Source organism: Pseudorhizobium marinum, from assembly GCF_000705355.1.
Classification (GTDB): Bacteria; Pseudomonadota; Alphaproteobacteria; order Rhizobiales; family Rhizobiaceae; genus Neorhizobium; species Neorhizobium pelagicum.
Window position 1 is genome coordinate 1 of sequence record NZ_JMQK01000016.1, and the last position, 20216, is coordinate 20216.

The 20216-nt window shown below is 63.3% G+C and carries 18 protein-coding genes and 1 tRNA gene; 8 read left to right on the forward strand and 11 right to left on the reverse strand.

The genetic code is table 11. The features are described from left to right. A partial coding sequence (locus tag EO99_RS0117720; RefSeq protein ID WP_029619941.1) for a dihydrodipicolinate synthase family protein occupies window positions 1–293 on the forward strand: 293 nt, incomplete at its 5' end. Between the two features lie 44 nt (window positions 294–337). Here the strand turns inward: EO99_RS0117720 and xth are convergent. Next, window positions 338–1114 (reverse strand): exodeoxyribonuclease III, encoded by a 777-nt coding sequence (gene xth, locus EO99_RS0117725; protein WP_029619942.1) that lies wholly within the window; start codon window positions 1112–1114, stop codon window positions 338–340. Window positions 1115–1378: 264 nt separating this feature from the next. Here xth and EO99_RS0117730 point away from each other — a divergent pair, with 264 nt between their 5' ends. Genes EO99_RS0117730 through nadE form a run of 3 tightly spaced genes read left to right on the forward strand, consistent with a single transcriptional unit; the run spans window position 1379 to window position 4191 of the window. Further along, window positions 1379–1636, forward strand: a complete 258-nt coding sequence (locus EO99_RS0117730; protein WP_029619943.1) for an acyl carrier protein — start codon at window positions 1379–1381, stop codon at window positions 1634–1636. Between the two features lie 9 nt (window positions 1637–1645). After that, on the forward strand, window positions 1646–3196 hold the full coding sequence (locus tag EO99_RS0117735) for a class I adenylate-forming enzyme family protein (RefSeq protein WP_029619944.1): 1551 nt from the start codon (window positions 1646–1648) through the stop codon (window positions 3194–3196). An 8-nt stretch (window positions 3197–3204) separates the two neighbouring features. Continuing rightward, complete coding sequence (gene nadE / locus EO99_RS0117740; RefSeq protein WP_029619945.1) at window positions 3205–4191, forward strand: NAD(+) synthase; 987 nt, start codon at window positions 3205–3207, stop codon at window positions 4189–4191. 21 nt (window positions 4192–4212) lie between these two features. On the opposite strand, the gene EO99_RS0117745 is transcribed toward nadE, so the two are convergent. Then, complete coding sequence (locus EO99_RS0117745; protein ID WP_051679943.1) at window positions 4213–5325, reverse strand: hypothetical protein; 1113 nt, start codon at window positions 5323–5325, stop codon at window positions 4213–4215. A gap of 122 nt (window positions 5326–5447) precedes the next feature. After that, window positions 5448–5840: a PRC-barrel domain-containing protein gene (locus EO99_RS0117750; RefSeq protein ID WP_029619947.1), complete on the reverse strand. Its 393-nt coding sequence runs from the start codon at window positions 5838–5840 to the stop codon at window positions 5448–5450. 210 nt (window positions 5841–6050) lie between these two features. Here EO99_RS0117750 and EO99_RS0117755 point away from each other — a divergent pair, with 210 nt between their 5' ends. Both EO99_RS0117755 and pgi read left to right on the forward strand, forming a co-directional pair. After that, complete coding sequence (locus EO99_RS0117755) at window positions 6051–7748, forward strand: long-chain fatty acid--CoA ligase (RefSeq protein ID WP_029619948.1); 1698 nt, start codon at window positions 6051–6053, stop codon at window positions 7746–7748. Window positions 7749–7832: 84 nt separating this feature from the next. Next, entirely contained in the window at window positions 7833–9458 is a 1626-nt protein-coding gene (pgi, locus tag EO99_RS0117760) for a glucose-6-phosphate isomerase (protein WP_029619949.1), read from the forward strand. A 41-nt stretch (window positions 9459–9499) separates the two neighbouring features. Here the strand turns inward: pgi and EO99_RS0117765 are convergent, their stop codons facing one another. From EO99_RS0117765 to pyrC, 5 genes are all read right to left on the reverse strand, one after another. Next, the gene (locus EO99_RS0117765) at window positions 9500–10282 is read right to left on the reverse strand and encodes a glycosyltransferase family 25 protein (RefSeq protein ID WP_029619950.1); all 783 of its coding nucleotides are present in this window, start codon (window positions 10280–10282) and stop codon (window positions 9500–9502) included. A gap of 18 nt (window positions 10283–10300) precedes the next feature. Further along, window positions 10301–11227: a carbohydrate kinase family protein gene (locus EO99_RS0117770; RefSeq protein WP_029619951.1), complete on the reverse strand. Its 927-nt coding sequence runs from the start codon at window positions 11225–11227 to the stop codon at window positions 10301–10303. A gap of 56 nt (window positions 11228–11283) precedes the next feature. Beyond that, the gene (locus EO99_RS0117775) at window positions 11284–11979 is read right to left on the reverse strand and encodes an orotate phosphoribosyltransferase (protein WP_029619952.1); all 696 of its coding nucleotides are present in this window, start codon (window positions 11977–11979) and stop codon (window positions 11284–11286) included. An 86-nt stretch (window positions 11980–12065) separates the two neighbouring features. Continuing rightward, window positions 12066–13241 carry a GGDEF domain-containing protein gene (locus tag EO99_RS0117780; RefSeq protein ID WP_029619953.1) on the reverse strand — a complete coding sequence of 392 codons (1176 nt, stop codon included), beginning with the start codon at window positions 13239–13241 and terminating at the stop codon, window positions 12066–12068. Between the two features lie 124 nt (window positions 13242–13365). Beyond that, window positions 13366–14409, reverse strand: coding sequence for a dihydroorotase (pyrC, locus tag EO99_RS0117785; protein WP_029619954.1), 1044 nt, complete (start codon window positions 14407–14409; stop codon window positions 13366–13368). Between the two features lie 222 nt (window positions 14410–14631). Here pyrC and EO99_RS26390 point away from each other — a divergent pair, with 222 nt between their 5' ends. Next, entirely contained in the window at window positions 14632–15561 is a 930-nt protein-coding gene (locus tag EO99_RS26390; RefSeq protein ID WP_051679944.1) for a tetratricopeptide repeat protein, read from the forward strand. 106 nt (window positions 15562–15667) lie between these two features. Here EO99_RS26390 and EO99_RS0117795 read toward each other — a convergent pair. The 3 genes from EO99_RS0117795 to EO99_RS0117805 form a co-directional block, all read right to left on the reverse strand. Continuing rightward, window positions 15668–15744, reverse strand: a tRNA-Arg gene (locus tag EO99_RS0117795). Between the two features lie 137 nt (window positions 15745–15881). Further along, a complete protein-coding gene (locus EO99_RS0117800; protein ID WP_037112364.1) occupies window positions 15882–17372 on the reverse strand; it encodes an ATP-binding protein in 1491 nt (496 codons plus the stop codon). 153 nt (window positions 17373–17525) lie between these two features. After that, entirely contained in the window at window positions 17526–19610 is a 2085-nt protein-coding gene (locus EO99_RS0117805) for a methyl-accepting chemotaxis protein (protein WP_029619957.1), read from the reverse strand. Window positions 19611–20067: 457 nt separating this feature from the next. Here EO99_RS0117805 and rpmH point away from each other — a divergent pair, with 457 nt between their 5' ends. Next, complete coding sequence (gene rpmH, locus EO99_RS26820; protein WP_077067111.1) at window positions 20068–20205, forward strand: 50S ribosomal protein L34; 138 nt, start codon at window positions 20068–20070, stop codon at window positions 20203–20205. The last annotated feature ends 11 nt before the right edge of the window (window positions 20206–20216 follow it).

Here is a 20216-nt window from a genome sequence, read left to right on the forward strand (position 1 = left end):
GCGCCATGACCGGCTACGGCTTCCCGGACATCCTGGTGGAGCTGGTCGATCTCTTTGCTCAAGGCAAGCGCGAGGAGGCGCACGACCTCTTCGACGCGCACCTGCCGCTGATCCGCTACGAGCAGCAGCTCGGCATCGGGCTTGCTGTGCGCAAGCACGTGCTGATGCGGCGCGGCGTCATCGCCTCGGACGCGCAGCGCAAGCCGGGCATGGCATTGTCTGCGACGGCGCGGGCGGAGGTGGATTATCTGCTGGAGCGGCTTGGCCGGCGCGACAAGCGCGCGGCGGTCTGAGACAGAGCAAGCGGGCGGCGTGGGCTGCCCGCTTTGCGCCATGGTCAGGCGTCGGCGAGTTCGATCCAGGCCGGCGCGTGGTCGCTGGCATGCTCCCAGCCCCTCACCTCCCGATCCACCTCAGCACGCGTGAGCCGGCCGGAGATCGACGGGCTCAGAAGCAGGTGGTCGAGCCGCAGCCCCGCATTGCGGCCCCAGGCGTTCCGGACGTAATCCCAGAAGGTGTAGATCGTCTCGTCCGGGTGGAGCTGCCGGATTGCGTCCATCCAGCCCTGGGCGATCAGACCGGCATAGAGCGCCCGCACTTCGGGGCGAAACAGCGCATCGTCCTGCCAGCGTTTTGGCGCATAGACATCGAGATCCGTCGGCATGATGTTGTAATCGCCCGCGAGAACGACGGGTGCGCCTGTCGCCAAAAGGTCTTCCGCATGCGCCAGGAAGCGCTGGTACCAGGACAGCTTGTAGTCGAACTTCGGCCCGGGTGCGGGATTGCCGTTCGGCGCATAGAGGCAGCCGATCAGGACGCCCTGCACCGCCGCCTCGATATAGCGGCTGTGGCTGTCATCCGGATTGCCGCCCAGCCCGCGCCGCGTCTCGATCGGATCGGCATCACGGGCGAGGATCGCGACACCGTTCCAGCTCTTCTGGCCGTGCCAGACGGCGCCGTATCCGGCCCTTTCGATCTCGCGATAGGGGAATTTGGCGTCCGGCGCCTTCAACTCCTGCAGGCAGACGACGTCCGGGCTCGCCTCCCGGAGCCAGCGAAGCAGGATATCCAGCCGTCCGTTGACGCCATTGACGTTGAAGGTCGCGATCTTCATGCTGCCCTGACCCGGCCGACCTGGGAAAACTGACGTCTGTGGACGCCTTTGGCCATTCGATCTCTCCTGCTTACCAAAGGATTTCATCTTGTGAAGCGAGGCTAGAACGTGCGGGAGGTGCAATCGATGCCTGCTTTGGAAAGTCTTTACGATCGCCTTTAGCAAAAGATTCAGCCGCCCGTGCCATGGTTTCCGTCCAATGACGGGCGTCGCACTGCCGAACGCGGAAGGCTCGTCCGACTATCCGAATGGGGAGCAGCCATCATGGCCCAAAGATTCCGTGCGAATGTCCGCGAATTCATCGCCGAAAATTTCCTTTTCCGCGCCGACGCCGAGATTGCCGACAGCCAGTCGCTGCTCGACAGCGGTGTGATCGACTCCACCGGGGTTCTGGAACTGATCGCCTATCTGGAGGCGACCTACGGCATTAGCATCGCCGACGAGGACATCGTCCCGGAAAACCTGGACAGCATCGACAACATGACGGGCTACCTGGCGCGGAAGCTGCCGGTCGCGGCCTGACGACCCGCGATGCGCATCGAGGCCCGGTTCCGCGACAGCGTCAGGCATTTTCCCGCAAAGACGGCGCTTGTCGCCGGCGGACGCCGGCTGAGCTATGCGGACCTCGATGCCCAATCGGACCGACTGGCCGCGGCGCTGATCCGGTCCGGGGTCGAGCCAGGATCACGGGTTGTCCTGCTCCTGGACAATGATGCCGAGGCGGTTGTGAGCTTCCTTGCGACCTGGAAGGCGGGCGCCGTCGCCTGCCCCCTCTATCCGACGATGAAGGCGGAAAAGCTTGCGGCGATTCTGACGAATATCGAACCGACGGCGATGATCCTCCACGCGCGGGGGCTTCCCACTCTCCTGGCAGCCGTCGCCATCGCCGACACCAGACCGGTGATCATTGCCGCGCATCTGCCTGAGGACGCCGCCCAGGACATCCTGCGTTTCGAACGTCTTGTCGCCGTGGACGCCGTGGACGTGCTGCCGGTGATTGCCGACGATAGCGAGCTTGCCCTGCTGATCCATACCTCCGGTTCGACCGGCCGCCCCAAGGGGGTGATGCTCAGCCATGCCAATGTCGATGCCGCCTGCCAGTCGATCCTGGGCTATCTGGAGAACACTGCGGACGACGTCGTGTTGAGCGTCCTGCCGCTTTCGTTCGGGTACGGGATCACGCAGATGGTGACGATGGCTTCCATCGGCGGGACGCTGGTGCTGGAGAAGAGTTTTGCCTTCCCGCGCAAGATCGTCGATCGTCTGGCCGAGGAAGAGGCAACCGGCTTCCCCATGGTGCCGGCCATGGCCGCACTGCTTGGCGGCATGAAGGACCTGGAGCCCGGCTTCCTGCCAAAACTCCGCTATGTCACCAGCGCCGCAGCCGCCCTGCCGCCGGCGCTTTCCGGCCGATTGCAGGCGCTCCTTCCCGAGACGAAGATCGTCGTGATGTACGGCCAGACCGAATGCCTGCGGGTGAGCTTTCTGCCGGCAGGGGAACTTGCCGGACGGCCGACCTCCGTGGGCGTCGCCATTCCGGGCACCCGGGCCTATGTAGTCGACGAAACAGGCGAACCGGCTGAACCGGGGACAATCGGCGAACTGGTGGTCGAAGGGCCGCATGTCATGGGCGGCTACTGGGGTGATGACCGGTCTTCCCAGGCGACGCTCGAGGTGACGAAGCATGGACGACGCCTGCGCACCGGCGATCTCTTCCATGTGGATGCCGAGGGCTTTCTCCATTTCGTCAGCCGCAAGGACGACATCATCAAGACGCGCGGCGAGAAGGTTAGCCCGCAGGAGGTCGAAAGGGTGCTCTACGCCCTTCCCGGCATCCGCGAGGCGGCCGTCGCCGGCGTCGACGATCCGATCTTTGGCCAGGTGGTTCGCGCCTATGTGGCACTCGAACCGGGTGCGCGCCTGTCGGAAAAGGATATCATCCGACACTGCGCCGGCCAGCTGGAAGACTACATGGTGCCCAAGAGCGTCGAGTTTCGCGACGCGCTGCCGAAGACCACGACCGGAAAGATCAGACTGAGCGCCGGCGCCGAGACCGAACCACAACTGGAGAATGCCCTATGACCCCGAGCATGATGACTGCCGCGAAGGCTGCGACATTCTCCGCTGCCAGCTTGCACCTCGACACGGAGGCCGAGATCGAGCGCATCTGCGGCTGGATCCGCGAAACCGTGAACAAGGACCTGCGCAAGCGGGGCGTCGTGCTCGGCCTTTCCGGCGGCATCGATTCCAGCGTCACGGCGGCGCTCTGCGCCCGGGCGCTGGGGCCGGGCAAGGTCACCGGCATCTTCATGCCGGAACATGATTCCGATCCGGAGAGCCTGCGGCTCGGTCGCGCGCTCGCGGAGGCCACCGGCGTCGAGACGGTGCTGGAAGACATAGGCCCTTCTCTTGCAGCTATGGGCTGCTACACCCGGCGGGATGGCTTCATCCGCCAGATCGTGCCGGAGTTCGGCGAAGGCTGGGGTTGCAAGGTGGTGCTGGAGAATGCGCTGTCGAGCCGCGGCTACAATATCTCCTGGCTGGTCGTTGCTCCGCCGTCCGGCGAACAGAGCCGGCACCGCATGCCGCTCGAGGTCTATCTCGGAATGATTGCCGCCGCCAACATGAAGCAGCGCACCCGCAAGCAGATCGAATACTACCACGCGGACCGGCTGAACTTTGCGGTCGCGGGAACGCCGAACCGGCTGGAATACGACCAGGGCTTCTTCGTCAAGAACGGCGATGGCGCGGCCGACTTCAAGCCGATCGCGCATCTCTACAAGACGCAGGTCTACCAGCTGGCGGCGGCGCTCGGCGTGCCGGAGGAGATCTGCCGGCGGCCGCCGACGACGGACACATGGTCGCTGCCGCAGGGGCAGGACGAGTATTATTTCTCGCTGCCCTACGACCGCATGGATATCTGCCTCTACGGCCTCGACAACGGCATCGACCGGGAGGCCGTCGGCGACGCGGCCGGGCTGACGGCAGATCAGGTGGATGCCGTGTGGCGCAATATAGCCTCGAAGCGGAAAGTGGCCGAATATCTGCACGCCATGCCGGCGACGATGCTGGATTGAGGTCTCGAGGCGCAGGGCCGGTCAGTCGAAACTGTCGCCGATCAGCCTCATCCAGTTTTCGCCGGCGAGGCCCGTGATCAGGGCCTGGCCGGACTGGATCGGTTGCAGCAGTGCCTTGTCCCTGGCGTGGGCGAGATAGTAGGTCCGCCCGAAGAAGGCCGTCCTTCGCGTCAGCAGGTCCGGCGTCAGCCAGGGATGACCCGCCCCCCGCAGCCCGGCGCAACCGCTTTGATCCGCATGCGCGAACAGATCATCGACCAGCTCGCCCGCAACCGCCGGTGCGCAGAGCGCCTGCAGAAGCCGGCCGATACCCCTGGGCCGGCCGAAATAGCCATAGCATCCGGCAAGCTCACCGTTGCGCGAGAGGCCGACGCGCCAGGCCACCTTGCCGAAATTTCGTTTCTGTGCGGCATGATCGAGCAGCCAGTCCAGCCACTGGCGGTCCCATTGCGGCCGCAGCGGAAACGTATCCTTCAGCGTCAGAACGGCATCACGGAACTCCTCCCGTGTCGCGTCCCGGAACTGGACACGACGAGCGGGCGAGACAGGCGCGCGCAGGGTCGAGAGACCTGACCTCTCCACCACCAGATCGGCGAATGAACCGATAGGCCGCAGAACGCGCGCAACGCCGGAGACCGTCTCCATGACATTCACCGCCGCTTCTGCCGGGCGGAAGATGCGCAGCCAGTTGAGGCTGTAGCCGAGATCGGGATGCAGGGAGAGTTTCTGCCACATGCCAAGCGTCACGGCATTGGCCGTTTCCGTCAACGAGATGTCCTGCGGGCCGGCCAGAAAGGCGCGCAGCAGTCGGGCGCCCGCCAGCGGGTTTCGCTCGTGACCTTCCACCATCATGGAGCCCGCGAAGGCCGCACGCAGAGATCGGCCCTCCCATTCAAGTCGCATGGGAAAGACGCCGATGAAGCCTTCGACCTTGCCTGCCGGACCGACGAGGACCTTCGAGCGGATATCGGCATCGGCCCAGGGATGATCGAGGAAAACGGTGCCCAGGTAGGGCACCAGGGAGGACGGCAGCGTGTCGACCTTGCGGAAGGTCTTCTGGAACAGTTTTGCGACGGCGGGGAGATCCTCGCGCTCGAGATCACGCACTCCCGCCTTGTCCAGCTGTTCCAGCATCGGTTCCTCATGGGCACCACCTGGATGGTGGCGGCGGCCATGATTGGCACCAAGGCATTAAACAAATGAAAAGAGGCCCCGCGCCGCGGAGCCTCCTGCAAAAAACGGTTCAGATGTTAAGCCTACATCCAGTAAGGCGGAACGCCGTAGTAGTCGTAGATCGTCCGGCCCTTGTCCTGATACCAGCTATCATCTTCCAGATCGTTGTAGCGCGGCGCGCCGGTGATCTGATCCTTGGTCAGGTCGATGCGGTAACCGTCGAGTTCCTCATCGTACGTCAGCTTTTCCCAAGGCAGGGGATAGTAGTCATCGCCGATCCCCATGAAGCCGCCGAAGCTCAATACGGCATAGGCGACGCGGCCGCCGCGTTTCTCCAGAAGGACGCGGGCGATCGAACCGATATGCTGGCCGTCGGCGCCGTAGACGCGCGTGCCTTCCACCTTGTCGCTGGCAATCAACGAGGGCGTGTCCTTCACATAGGGATCCTGCCCTGCGCGCGGTTCCTGGTGCAACATCACGTACCTCCTTGTGGTTCGTTTGGTGTACCTGGAAACAACTCGAGCCCCGGCGCTTCGTTCCCGTTGACGTTTACGTCAAGGTTATATACCAAAAACCAATGGAGATTGGCCTGAACCGGGGCCCGTGGCATAGTCACGCTCTGCCGCAGAGTGGAGGACTTTGCGCCAGGTCGATCCCGGGACAAGAAAAGGGAAGAGGAGGCCCCGATGAACGAACTGCACGCGCGCGAAGGCAACCGACAAGACAAGGTGTGGCTTGCTTCCTACCCGCCATCGGTGGCGGCGGAGATACCGCCGCTCGCCTATACGTCGCTCGTTCACCTGTTTGAGAGCTGCTGCGTGGAGTATCTGCCGCGCATCGCCTTCTCCAGCATGGGCCGCGCCATGACCTACCGCGACCTGGAGGCCGAGTCCCGCAAGGTCGGCGCCTGGCTTCAGGCACAGGGGCTGGCGAAAGGCGACCGCGTCGCGGTGATGATGCCGAATGTGCTGCAGAATCCGGTCGTGACCTACGGAATCCTGCGCGCAGGGCTGGTGGTGGTCAACGTCAATCCGCTCTATACGCCGCGCGAGCTCGAGCACCAGCTGAAGGACTCCGGCGCAAAAGCGATCTTCGTGCTGGAGAATTTCGCGCACACGGTGCAGCAGGTTGCAGCGCAGGTAGGGCTTAAGCACATCGTCGTGACGGCAATGGGCGACATGCTCGGCGTCAAGGGCCATGTCGTCAACCTCGTCGTGCGCAAGGTCAAGAAGCTGGTTCCCGCCTGGTCAATCCCTTCGGCCGCGACCTTCAAGACGGTTCTCTCGGAAGGCAAGCACCAGACGCTGAAGCCGGTGGACATTGCCAGCGACGACATCGCGTTCCTCCAGTATACCGGCGGAACGACCGGCATATCCAAGGGCGCGGCGCTGACACATGCGAACCTCATCTCCAACAAGATGCAGATCTCGATGTGGCTCGACGCCGCCTTCGAAAACCGGCAGCGGCCCGAGATTCTGACGTTCGTCTGCGCGCTGCCGCTCTATCATATCTTCGCGCTGACGGTGAACTCGCTGATGGGCATTGCCATGGGCGGACACAACATCCTCATCGCCAATCCGCGCGATATCCCGGCCTTCGTCAAGGAGCTGCAGCAGCACAAGGTGCATGTCTTTCCGGGCCTCAACACGCTCTTCAACGCGCTGATGAACAATCCCGACTTCGGCAAGGTGGACTTCTCGTCCATGATCCTGGCGCTCGGCGGCGGCATGGCGGTGCAGCGACCGGTCGCGGAGCGCTGGCAGGCCATGACGGGAACGGCGATCACGGAGGGATACGGCTTGTCGGAGACATCCCCGGTGGCCACCGCCAATCGCTTCGACATGCAGGAATTCACCGGCATGATCGGCCTGCCGCTGCCGTCGACGGACATCTCCATTCGCGACGAGGAAGGCAATGCGCTGCCGCTCGGCGAAGTCGGGGAGATCTGCATCCGCGGGCCGCAGGTCATGGCCGGCTACTGGCAGCGCCCCGACGAGACCGCCAAGGTGATGACCGAGGACGGCTTCTTCCGCTCCGGCGACATGGGCTACATGGACGACCGCGGCTATACCAAGATCGTCGACCGCAAGAAGGACATGATCCTCGTCTCCGGCTTCAACGTCTATCCGAACGAAGTGGAAGAAGTGGCGGCCATGCATCCCGGAGTGCTCGAATCTGCCGCCATCGGCGTTCCGGACCGGCATTCCGGCGAAGTGGTGAAGCTCTTCGTCGTCAAGAAGGATCCCAATCTGACGGAAGAGGATCTGCGCGAGCACTGCGCTGCCAACCTGACGGGATACAAGCGGCCACGGCTGATCGAGTTTCGCACCGAGCTGCCGAAGTCCAATGTCGGGAAGATCCTGCGGCGGGAGTTGCGCGGCTAGAAGTCAGGCACGATACGCCGCTTGATTTGACACCGAAAGCTTATAGGTTCCCGTGCATCCCTCCCCCGGACCACGAGGACCCCCATGCAGGCCATCGTCAAAGATCTGAAGAACACCGCCGCCGCCACGAATGCGACCGATCTTCGCGCCGCATTCGCGGCCGACCCGGAGCGCTTCGCGCATTACAGCGTGGCGCTCGGCGACCTGCTGATGGATTTTTCCAAGACCGGCGTCAACGAGCAGGTCATGGAACTCCTGGAGCGGCTTGCCGGGGAAGCCGGTGTCGCTGCCAAGCGTGACGCGATGTTTGCCGGCGAAGCGATCAACTTCACCGAAGGGCGGGCGGTGCTGCATACGGCGCTGCGCAACCGGGACAACACGCCGGTTCTGGTCGACGGCAAGGACGTCATGCCCGATGTCAACGCGGTGCTTGCAGCCACGGGACGCTTTGCCGAGGGCGTGCGGTCCGGAGAACTCCAGGGCGCGACCGGCAAGGCGATCACCGACATCGTCAACATCGGCATCGGCGGCTCGGACCTTGGCCCGGTGATGGCAACGCTGGCGCTGGCACCCTTCCACGACGGCCCGCGCGCCCACTTCGTCTCCAACGTCGACGGCGCCCATATCGCCGATACGCTGAAGACGCTCGATGCCGAGACGACGCTCTTCATCATCGCCTCCAAGACCTTCACCACCATCGAGACCATGACAAATGCCGCCTCGGCGCGCGCCTTCATTGCCGATACCCTGGGCGAGGATGCCGTAAGGCACCATTTCGCGGCCGTTTCGACGGCGCTCGACAAGGTCGCCGCCTTCGGGATCGAGAGCGACCGGATCTTCGGCTTCTGGGACTGGGTGGGTGGACGCTATTCCATCTGGTCGGCAATCGGCCTGCCGCTGATGATCGCGATCGGAGCTGAGAATTTCGGCCGTTTCCTCGATGGCGCCCATGCCATGGACACGCATTTCCGTGAGGCGCCGGTGCGGGAAAACCTGCCGATGCTGCTCGGCCTGATCGGCTTCTACCACCGCAATGTTCTGGGTTACCCGTCGCGGGCCATCCTGCCCTACGACCAGCGGCTGTCGCGCTTCCCTGCCTATCTGCAGCAGCTCGACATGGAATCGAACGGCAAGGGCGTGACTGTCGACGGCACACCGGTGGAGGGTAATTCCGGGCCTGTCGTCTGGGGCGAGCCCGGCACCAACGGCCAGCACGCCTTCTACCAGCTCATCCACCAGGGCACGACCGTGATCCCGGCGGAGTTCATGATCGCCACCAAGGGCTTCGAGCCGAAGCTGCACCACCAGCACGAACTGCTGATCGCCAACTGCCTGGCGCAGTCGGAAGCGCTGATGAAGGGCCGCAGCCTTGACGAGGCCAAGGCACAGCTCACCTCCAAGGGGACGGACGAGAGCCAGGCGGCCTTCCTCGCCCCGCATCGCGTCTTCTCCGGCAACCGCCCTTCGATCACCTTCGTCTACGACCAGCTGACACCGTTTGCGCTCGGGCGCCTGATCGCGCTCTACGAGCACCGCGTCTTCGTGGAAGGCGTGCTCTTCCGCATCAACTCGTTCGACCAGTGGGGCGTGGAGCTGGGCAAGGAACTGGCGACCGGACTGCTGCCGGTCGTGCAGGGGACGGAAAGCGCCGAGGGACACGACAGCTCGACCCAGGGACTCGTTGCCCGGCTTCGCAGCAAAAGCGCCTGATCGGCAACAGGGGGAGCTGCTCCCCCTGCCCTTTCGCCGGCTCAGCGTCTGGCGAATCTTGACCAGTCGATCCGCGGCTGCCGGCGCGTCGAGCGGCCGGCTGCCATCAGCAGCGAACGGCCCCGGGCGAGCTCGATTGCCATCTGCAGGCGAAAGTTGCGAAACCCGGTCTTCGGCTTGAAGGTCCGCGGCTCGTCACTCCGTACAAATGCCGGCTCCTGCGGCGTATCCGGGAAAAACCGCATCTGGACCACCTGCGCCGGCTCGATCATCTGGCCGTGCAGCCAGTGACGCTGCCAGAGGTAGGAATCGATCAGGCGGTAGCGTTTCGTTTCGGCAAGAAGACGCGAGGCCGCCTCCGGGCCGATGACATAACCCGCCAGCCCGACGCGATTGCGATAGATGCGACTTGCGGAGACGGACCCTTGCTCGTCGCTCCAGGTCGGCGTGTCCGCGATGATGTGAGGCTCCGGGGTGAACTCCAGATCATAGACGTGGCGCCAGTCGTGATGCTTCCCCTCGATCGCCGCCAGTGCGACGGAGATGGTGTCGGCAAGCACGGCATCGTCCTCGAGGATCAGGCACAGGGCGCCGTCGGCAACAACCTCTTCCCATGATTTCCGGTGGGATTGAAAGCAGGCGATATCCTGCGGGAGCGTCGGCCCTGGCCAAGTCTGGGCCGCCTCCAGGCAGTGGGCGTCGCTCAACTCCGCCGCCTCGACGGCATCGACGAATTCGTACTGCAGGCCGAGGCGCTGCATCTGTTCAATCTGGAAGCTGCGCCGGCCTTCGGCACCGATCCTGCTGATGATGCGTATCTTCAAGATCGGCTGCCTCCGGCCTTAGAGCCCGATCTCGTGTGCGAAGGGCGGGTTCGCGCCGGCGCGGGAGACGGTGACGGCGGCGGCCCTGGCACCCAGTTCGAGTGCCCGGCGGACCGAACTCTCGTCGAGCGCGGCGATCTTCTCCTTGGTCAACAGATCCTGCATCTTGAAGGATGCCAGAATGCCGGCGTCGAAGGTGTCGCCGGCGCCGACGGTATCGACCACGGTCACGCGCTCGCTCGGGACAGAGACCTTGAAGCGGGACGTATAGCCCGTTGCACCCTCGGCGCCGCGGGTCAGCACGACCAGACTGGCGCCCTGCGACAGCCAATAGGCCGCCCTTGCATCGTCATCGCCCTCCAGGCCGAACCAGTCCAGGTCCTCGTCGGAGAACTTGATGATGTCCGACATCGCGGCCATGCGAGCGACGCGGTCGAGATGCTTCTGCTTGTCCTTGATGAAACCGGGGCGGATGTTGGGATCGAACGAAATGACGCGCGTCTGGAATTCACGCCGCATCAGGGCCTCGTAGGTACCGCCGCAGGGTTCGGGGATGAGGCTGATGGCACCGAAGTGGAGCGCCTCGCAGCTTTCTCCCAGCACAGGCAGATCGGCCTCGGTGATCATCCGGCCGGCCGTTCCCTCGTCATAGAAGGCGTAGCTCGCCTGGCCATCCACCAGCTTGACGAAGGCGATGGTCGTCGGACGGGACGAGACCGCGGCGAAACTGGAATCGACGTGGCTGGCGGCCAGCGTGTCGCGCAGGATGTCGCCCATCATGTCGTCGGAAAGGCCGGTGAAGAAGCCGGTCGGCTGGCCCAGACGGCCGAGCGCGATGGCCGTATTGAAGACGGCACCGCCGGCGTAGGGGGCAAATCCCTTCTCCCCCAGCGTCGTCTCGCGGGGCAGCATGTCGATCAAAGCCTCACCGCAACATACAATCATGACGATCCTCCCAGAGACACGATGCCTATCCGATTACGCGAGCTTTTGCCCATTGACTAGAGCGAAAGCTCAGCAACCCCGCCGTTGCGCCCGGACCAGGCGAGCGGCGCGTCGAGGAAGGCCTCCACCTCGGCGAGCGTCTTCTCATCGAATAGTTTTTCAGCGCGGGCGACCGCCAGAACGTGCCGCCAGGTGGCGATGTGATGCAGTTGCACCTCGCCCTTGGCAAAGCGCGCCTGGGCTTCGGGAAAGATGTCGTAGAAGAAGAGTGCGATGCCGTGATCTACCGTGCCGCCCGCTTCGCGGATGGCGTCGATGAACTTGAACATGCTGCCGCCGGCGGTCGTCAGGTCCTCGATGACGAGCACCCGCGCGCCTTCCGGCATATGGCCCTCGATCTGGGCATTGCGGCCATGGCCCTTCGGCGCCTTGCGCACGTAGATCATCGGCAGGCCCAGCCGCTCGGCCAGGAATGCGGCAAAGGGAATGCCGGCGGTCTCGCCCCCTGCAACGCAATCGAACTTCTCGAAGCCCGCGTCGCGCATCGCCGTCGCGGCGGCGAAATCCATGATCGTCGAGCGGATGCGGGGATAGGAAATCAGCTTGCGGCAGTCGATATAGACGGGGCTCATCATGCCCGACGACAGCTTGTAGGGCTTGTCGGCGGCGAAATGGACCGCCTTGATCTCCCAGAGCATCTTCGCCATCAGCTCGGCCATCACGCTGCGCTCAGGAAAAGTGGTCTGGATCATGCTGCCGCTCCTTCAAAGATGCCCGGTTCCTTCGAGCGCCATAGCAGCATGTGCGCCGGTTTGCCAGATGGTCGGCGCCCGAGGCATCACGCGCGGTTGCGATCCTCTTCGGCGTTCACCTCGCGCAGATGCCGCGCGAATTCGACGCGGTTGCGGCCGGCACGCTTGGCGGCGAACATGGCATCATCTGCCGACCCGAGAACTTCTTCAAACGGCCTGCCGTCCTCGGTACCGATGGCCACCCCGGCGCTGAAGGTGCAGCGAAAGACATCGGATCCGGCCACGAAATCCTGCAGGGAAAACCGGGCCGCGATGTCCCTGGCTGTTGTTTCAGCGCGACCCGCCTGGGTATCTTCGAGGATCATGACGAATTCTTCCCCACCAAGGCGAGCCACGGTGGCCTGACTGTCGATTTCGCGTGAAAGCTCCCTGGCAAAGGTCCTCAGGACTTCATCACCGGTCGCATGTCCATACTGGTCGTTGATCGACTTGAAGCGGTCGATGTCGAAGACGACAACGGCAGTCGAAGGGTACAGGCGGCGGTTCTGATGTTCTTCAAAGAGCGCGCGACGGTTCAGCAGCCCTGTCAGGGGATCGGTCATGGACTCGCGCTTGTGGTGCGCTGCCATGCGCCACTGGTGAAGCGCCAGAGACAAGGCACCAATGCCGGTCATGCCGGCAATGCATACGCCGATGTTGAGATTTTCCGCCCAGTTCTGCGGCGCATGTCCGAGGCGCCACTGGCGCTCCGCAATGAGAACGGCCGCACACAGAAGAAAGGAAACGCCGCTGGCGACATAGAGGATCGCCATGCCCATCAGCGCGCCGGGCGCCTCGCGCCGCGCCAGCCAATACTGCCTGGCCGTTTCCACAAGCAGCGTTGCCGTTGCCGTATTCATCACGATGAAACCGACCCCGTCGAGCCCTCCCAGCATCAACGGCAATCCCAGCGCCGCACAGACAAGCGTCAGAAGGCCTGCCGTTCGCCACCGCCTCATGCCGGTGCGGAACTGGAGTGCCGCACTGTAAATCGTGCTGAACCCGGCCATCAGGAGCGTGTAGGCGACCGATGCGCCCAGCGGCCCGGCCTTCACGGTGTAGAAGCTGTAGGCGACAATGCCGCCGATCGTCAGGAAGAGCGCGATGACGAGCGTGAGGAGAAAGGAATCGCTGCGACGGGAGAACCAGGTCCCGAACAGCGTCACCATCAAGCACGCCGCCGACACCCCAAGGGCGAGCAGGAGAGACTGGTAGTCAACCATGACCCGTGGCTTTCTCTTGCAGATGATCCCTCAGAAGAGGTCGGGGAGCAGGCTAGTCTGATTCTTGCAGGAAAGTTACAATTCCACTCGCAGTTCTCTAAACCTTGGTCGAGATGCCGATTTCCTAGCTGCCGCCCACACGCCAGTACAGCGGGAACATCGGGTCGAACACGGTGATCGGTCCGGATCCGGTATCGCATTTCGGCGGATAGCTTAGCGGCACATCCCCCCGCACCAGCGTCATCCTCTCCTCGTTGGGCGCAAGGCCGTACCAGGCTGGACCGTTCAGCGACGTGAACGCTTCAAGCCGGTCCAGCGCATCGTCCTGTTCGAAGACATGCGCAAGGCAGCTCATCGTGTTCGGTGACGTGTAGATTCCGGCGCAGCCGCAGCCGCATTCCTTCAGCGGGTCCACATGCGGCGCCGAATCGGTGCCGAGGAAGAAACGATGGTCGCCGGAGGTGGCCGCTGCCCGGAGCGCCAGGCGGTGGCTTTCACGTTTGGCGACGGGCAGGCAGTAATAGTGGGGGCGGATGCCGCCGACGAGGATGGCATTGCGGTTGATGATGAGGTGATGGGTGGTGATGGTGCCTGCAAGGTTGCCGGACGAACCCATGATGTAGTCGACGCCATCCTTGGTGGTGACGTGCTCCATGGTAATCTTCAGCTCGGGCAGCCGCTTGCGCAGCGGATCCAGAACCGTCTCGATGAAGACAGCCTCCCGATCGAAGATATCCACGTCGGCGGAGGTCACCTCGCCGTGCACGCAGAGCGGCAGACCGACCTCGGCCATCCGCTCCAGGACCGGCATGGCATTTTCGAAGTTGCGCACGCCGCTGCTGGAATTGGTGGTCGCGCCCGCGGGGTAGAGCTTTACGGCGGTGATGAGACCGCTCTCCTTGCCAGCCGCGACATCGTCCGGATCCGTGCCCTCCGTCAGGTAGAGCGTCATCAGCGGCTCGAAGCGATCCCCCTCCGGAACCGCGGAGACGATTCGCTCCCGGTAGGCGGCTGCGTCCGCAGTGGTGACCACCGGCGGCACAAGGTTCGGCATGATGATGGCCCGGGCAAAATGTCGGGTGGTATCGCCAATCACGCCCTTCAGGACGTCACCGTCACGCAGGTGCAGATGCCAGTCGTCGGGGCGGCGGATGGTCAACGTCTTCATGGGAGCATGCCTTCGCAGTCATCGATGCCCTCGCATAGCATCAATGGCCGGGCGGGAACAATCGCCGCCGGGCTGTTCAATTGCCCGCAGAGCCTCAGACGCTCGCGAAAAGGTGAAGGCAATTGCGGGTTGCGCGCAAAGGCGAAGCGACCGCTCAAGGAACCGCTTACCGGTTCGAGCGTTCGTTAATCCAAATGAAGAATATATGAATCGGAGCCAACCATGAAATCCCGGATTTCGAAAGTCAACAGGGGTTTTGCATTTGCCACAGGCACAGCCATGTTCCTCCTGAGCATGACGGCTGCCCCCAATGCCGAAAACCGCATGGATGCCGGCGGCTTCCTTGCAGCGCAGGCAGACTGCGACCGCCTGGCCGGCAGCCCCAACGACAATCAGCGGAATCGTGCCTATGGTGCCGTCGAGATCGACAGCATCGACGTGGCGGCGGTAGACTCCTGCCGGTTGGCCTTCGACGCCACCGGCAATCCGCGTTTCGCCTATCAGCTCGGACGCGCGCTCAATCAGGCGCAGGACATCGATCAGGCCATCGTCGCCTATGAGGCCGCGGTCGCAGCCGACTACCCGGCCGCCAAGGTGAATTTCGGCATGTTGATGGGTCGGCTCGGTGACGCGGACGCCGAGTTCAAGATGTACAGCGAAGCTGCCAACAGCGGCAACGTCCTGGCCTCCTACAACCTCGGCGTTGCCTATCGCGATGGTCTCGGCACCACCCCGGATGCGGAAAAGGCGCTCTACTGGCTTGAAAAGGCTGCCGCCGCCGGTGACGATACGGCTGCTTTCAATATCGCTGTCATCTATGACGAGGGAAAGCTTGTTCCCGCAGACGATCAGACGGCAATCGCCTGGTATGACATTGCGGTATCGCGCGGCAATGTCGATGCCATGGTCAATCTCGGCATCATGCTGGAGACCGGCGAAGGCATCGAGCCGAGCCTGCAGCAGGCTGCGGAAATGTATGCCCTGGCGGCCCAGCACGGCGACGTCTTCGGCGCAACGCGGCTCATGGAACTCCAGGATGCTGGCGTCCTCGCACCGCCATCCGCGCTCGCCGAAATGGACGAAGGCATGAAGACGCTGGTGCTGAAGGAAGGCGACGTCGAGACACCCGCCTCTTTCGCCAAGGACATCTGAGCAGATCGCGACTGGCGGCTTGACCGCAGGCTCTCCGGCGCAGCTGACAGCTGGCTAGCAACGCACATCGCGCCATGCCCGATATCAGTAGATGGTTGGGGAGAAATGGCGCACCCGGAACGATTCGAACGTCCGACCCCCAGATTCGTAGTCTGGTGCTCTATCCAGCTGAGCTACGGGTGCGTGCTGCAAGGCGACGGTGCCGCTTGCGTGGCGATCCTCTAAAACGTCCGCTTTCCGATTGCAAGCGATTTTCCGACGGCAATCCAAAATTTGCGTGTGAATTCACCCGAACGGTCTGAAAACACGAGAGTTTCCGCTCACGCCCGGGCGCGATAGTCCTCCAGTTCCACCGGCCGGTCCGGAATTTCGATCCTGAACTGGGTTCCAGGCCCGGGTTTTTCGACCAGCGCAATCGTGCCGCCATGAGCGAGGACCAGCTCGCGGGCGATGGCCAGCCCGAGGCCCGTACCGCCGGAGCGCGCCGATCCGCGGAAGGCGGCAAACAGATTTTCCCGCGCCTTGCGCGGCATGCCGGGGCCGGTATCGTCGATGGTGATGCTGACGACGCTGCCGATGCGGTGCGCCATGACCGTGATCCGCCGCACGGTCGCCGGATCGTCAGGATGGAAGGCTGCGAGCGCCTGGGCGGAGTTGCGGCAGATATTGTGGATGATCCGAAACAGCTGTTCGCCATCGGCGTCGACTTCGAGATCCGTCGCGATCTGTTCGACGAACTCGATGTCGCCGTCCGCATCAAGCGCGAGTATCTCGCGAACATCCTGGCAGAGTTCGGCGAAGCGGACACGGCGACGCCTTGGTGCCGCCTCCGTGGCCTGTCCATAGGAGAGAACCTCGCTGGTATAGCCCACCGCCCGGTCGATCGTGCGCAGGAGCTTGGGAGCAAAGCTGCGCACCATCGGGTCATCGACATCGACGAGACGGTCCGACATCAATTGCGCCGAGGCCAGGATGTTGCGCATGTCGTGGTTGATCTTGGAGACCGCGAGACCAAGATCGGCGAGGTTCTTCTGCTGCTTCAGCGTCCGCTGAAGCTCCACCTGCATAGCGGAAAGATGGCGCCCGGTAACGGCAAGTTCGCCCTTCGCGCCGCCGCCCTGAAAGACCCGCTGCGGGTCCTCCGGCCGTTCCGAGAAGAGCTGCATGTTGCGTGTCAGGTTGCGGATCGGGCGGATCATCATCCGGTTGATGGCAAGGAAGATGAGGACAGCCGTGATGAGGGAGATGACCAGCGAGAGGGTGAACATCATGCGCGAATACTGCAGCATGTCCCGGCGCAGGGCGTCGTCGGTCATCACCAGTTCGATGATCATGTCGCTCTCGCCGACAGGGCCGAAGACGCGCATGATGCGTCCGCCGCCGAAGACGAGCGTATCCATGGCATCGCGGATCGAGACGAGAAGCGGCACATCGGCAAGATCGTACTGGTCGTCCACCTGCGGCGGGATGTCCACTGCCGCCAGCAGACGGGAGGTCCCGTCCTTGCGAAGCGCGATGACCTTGGCACCTGTCGCCAGGAGCGTGTCGTCCTGGACACTGCGCGGCAGTTCCGAAGGCTGCAGGCCATCGATGACGATCCCGGCAGCCGCGGCGGTATCGAGCCGATCGCGCAGCCAGTTCATGCGCATGCCGGCGACAGAGGGGGCGAAGATCAGGACCTCCGCGAGCATCACGAAGACGACCGTCATCCAGAGAAGCCGCCCGGAAAGCCCGCGAAACAGCCCCGGCATCGGCTCATGGCCAGTTTGAGCCGACAAGACATCCGTTTCTGTTTGCGCTTCACCGCTCATGCGGATCTCCGGTCTTCGATGCGGCGGAACATCCGCGGCAGCAATGTACTTAGAAGCCCCAGGTTCTTTTACCAGTTTTTGCACCGCGCACAAACAAGGGCCGGATATGTCTCCGGCCCTTTCTGTCGATCCTGAAGCTGATGCCTGTGCGGCTCAGAACTCTTCCCAGTCCGCTTCGGCCGCAGCCGAGGATGCCGCTGCTCCGCCGACCCCGAACGCCTTGGCGATCGCGCCGGTCATGGCACGGGCCGGAGAGACGCGGGGGCGCTGGTCGGAGGCGGCGACCGGACGTGCCGGCCTTGCTGCCGCAGGCATCCGCTCGTGCACGGGCGCAGCTGCGCCGTGGCGCGGTGCGGCAGGCTGGGCGGCGCGCGCCTCGCCACTGCCGATCTCGAACCGCGACACCATCGAGAAGAGGCTGTTTGCTTCAGACGAGAGCTTCTGCGTGGCAGCCGAGGTTTCCTCGACCATGGCGGCATTCTGCTGGGTCACCTGATCCATCTGGTTGATCGCGGTATTGACCTCCTGCAGACCGGTTGCCTGTTCCTTCGCCGCCAGGGCGATGGAGTGGATATGATCGTTGATGCGCAGGACCCTGCTTTCGATTTCGGACAGCGACTCGCCGGTCTTCTGCACGAAGCGCACGCCGCCGGCGACTTCCTCGCCCGACTTGGTGATCAGGCCCTTGATGTCCTTGGCCGCCGCCGCCGACCGTTGAGCCAGCTCACGCACTTCCTGGGCAACGACGGCAAAGCCCTTGCCGGCCTCGCCAGCACGTGCCGCCTCGACCCCGGCATTGAGCGCCAGGAGGTTGGTTTGGAAGGCGATTTCATCGATGACGTTGGTGATCTGCGCGATCTCGCGGGAGGCCTGCTCGATGCGGCCCATGGCTTCGACGGCGCTGCGGACGACGGCACCGGACTGAACCGCACTTTCCTTCGCCTCGCCCACCATTACGGTCGCTTCCTGGGCACGTTCTGTCGACGTGCGCACGACCGCGGTGATCTGGTCGAGAGCGGCCGAAGTTTCCTCGAGCGCTGCAGCCTGCTGCTCCGTGCGCTTGGAGAGGTCGTTGGTGGCGCTGCTCAACTCGTTCGAGCCGCCGCTGATCGTGCTCGTGCTCTGCCGCACACTCTGCATCGCTTCGCAAAGGCTTTCGACCGCAGCGTTGACGTTGGACTGCAGATCCGCAAATGCGCCGCGGAAATTGCCGGACATGGATTGCGTCAGGTCTCCCTGCGCCAGACACTTGGCAACGCGTCCCGTCTCGCTGACACCGGCTTCCACGGTCGCCAGGAGCTGGTCGACGTTGCGGGCGAAATTGTCCAGGCTCTCGTCGCCGAACTGCTTGTCGATGCGCTTGCTGAAGTCGCCTTCCACCGCGGCGCCGACGACAGTTTCCATCCGCATGCGCAGATCGTCACTGCGGGCACGGCTGCCGTTCTCCTGCTCGTTCATCTGCGCAACTTCGATACCATTGCGCTTGAAGACTTCGACAGCGGCAGCCATCTCGCCGATCTCATCGGCCCGACCGACAGACGGAACGGCCGTCACGAAATCGCCTGCCGCGACCCGCTTCATGCTGTCGGTAATCTCGATGATCGGTCCGCTCAACTGGCGGCGGCCGAGATAAAGTCCGAAGGACGCGCCGGCTCCCACGCCGAGCAGCGTGATCGCGCCGACGACCCAGATAATCGTGCTGCTGAAATCGTCGAGGTTGGCATCCACACGCTGCAGCTCGGCCAGATCGGATTGGACAATTGCATCGATCTCGGCCTGGTATGCCTTTCTGTTGTTGCGGTTGCCTTCGTTGTTGCCCTGTTCGTTTGCCGCCTCCGGGCCGACCTCACTCCCGAGCCGGACCGTCTCAGACCGGAACGCCTTGAATTCGGCCGAGCGCTGCAGAAGGTTCTGGAAACCGGCCCGCTGGCTTTCCGGCAGAATGGCCTGCCAGTCCGCCAGCAGTTTCTCCATGCTGCCGAGGCTCTTGACCACGCCTTCGCCGAACTTCGCCGCCTGCTCGGTGCTTTTCGATCCGTAGATACCACGAGCATCCATGACCACCGCAGTCACGAGCCTGTTCAAGGTTTCGCCCATATGGGCTCGCTGCGCAGCCGCCTCATAGGCCTGCATGCGCGTCCGATATTCCGACATCGCAAAGACAGACAAACCGCCGACAAGCAAAGCCACGGCACTCATCAGTCCAACCAGAAGATTGATCTTGCCCCGGATTTTCATGAAATTCCCTTCTCTCATAACACTTCTCTGATCGCAGGGAAGTTTCATTGCGCCTGAGCACCACCCAGCCCAGTGCAAGAATTGACATTGAGGCATTAACAAATGCTTGAGCGAAACAAGGCGGGATAGACCTCCAATACGGGCGGAAAAATCGATCAAGGCCTTGGTTCAAGAGGGGTTTTACCGCAGGATTATTGATTTTACGCAAGACTACAGGTTTTCATCCCTCATTTTAGCGCGCGAGGATGTAATCGACCGTAGCCCCATTGGTTAATTTTGGCGCTTCCGTCGGGTCGCAGCGACCCATGAATTGACTTTTTGGGGAAAGTGCATCTATAAGCCGCGCACGTTCCGCCCTTTGCAGGCTCGCGCGCGTGCGACCTATGGCAGAACGTCTCCGAAACGCTGTTGCCGCAAGGCAAATTCAAGAAGGGCCGCACACCGCGGTATTAAATAAATGTCTAAGCGTACCTTTCAACCGTCCAAGCTTGTTCGCAAGCGTCGTCACGGTTTCCGTGCCCGTATGGCCACCGCTGGTGGCCGCAAGGTTCTTGCAGCTCGTCGCTCGCGCGGCCGCAACCGTCTCTCGGCCTAAGGGCCGGGCGT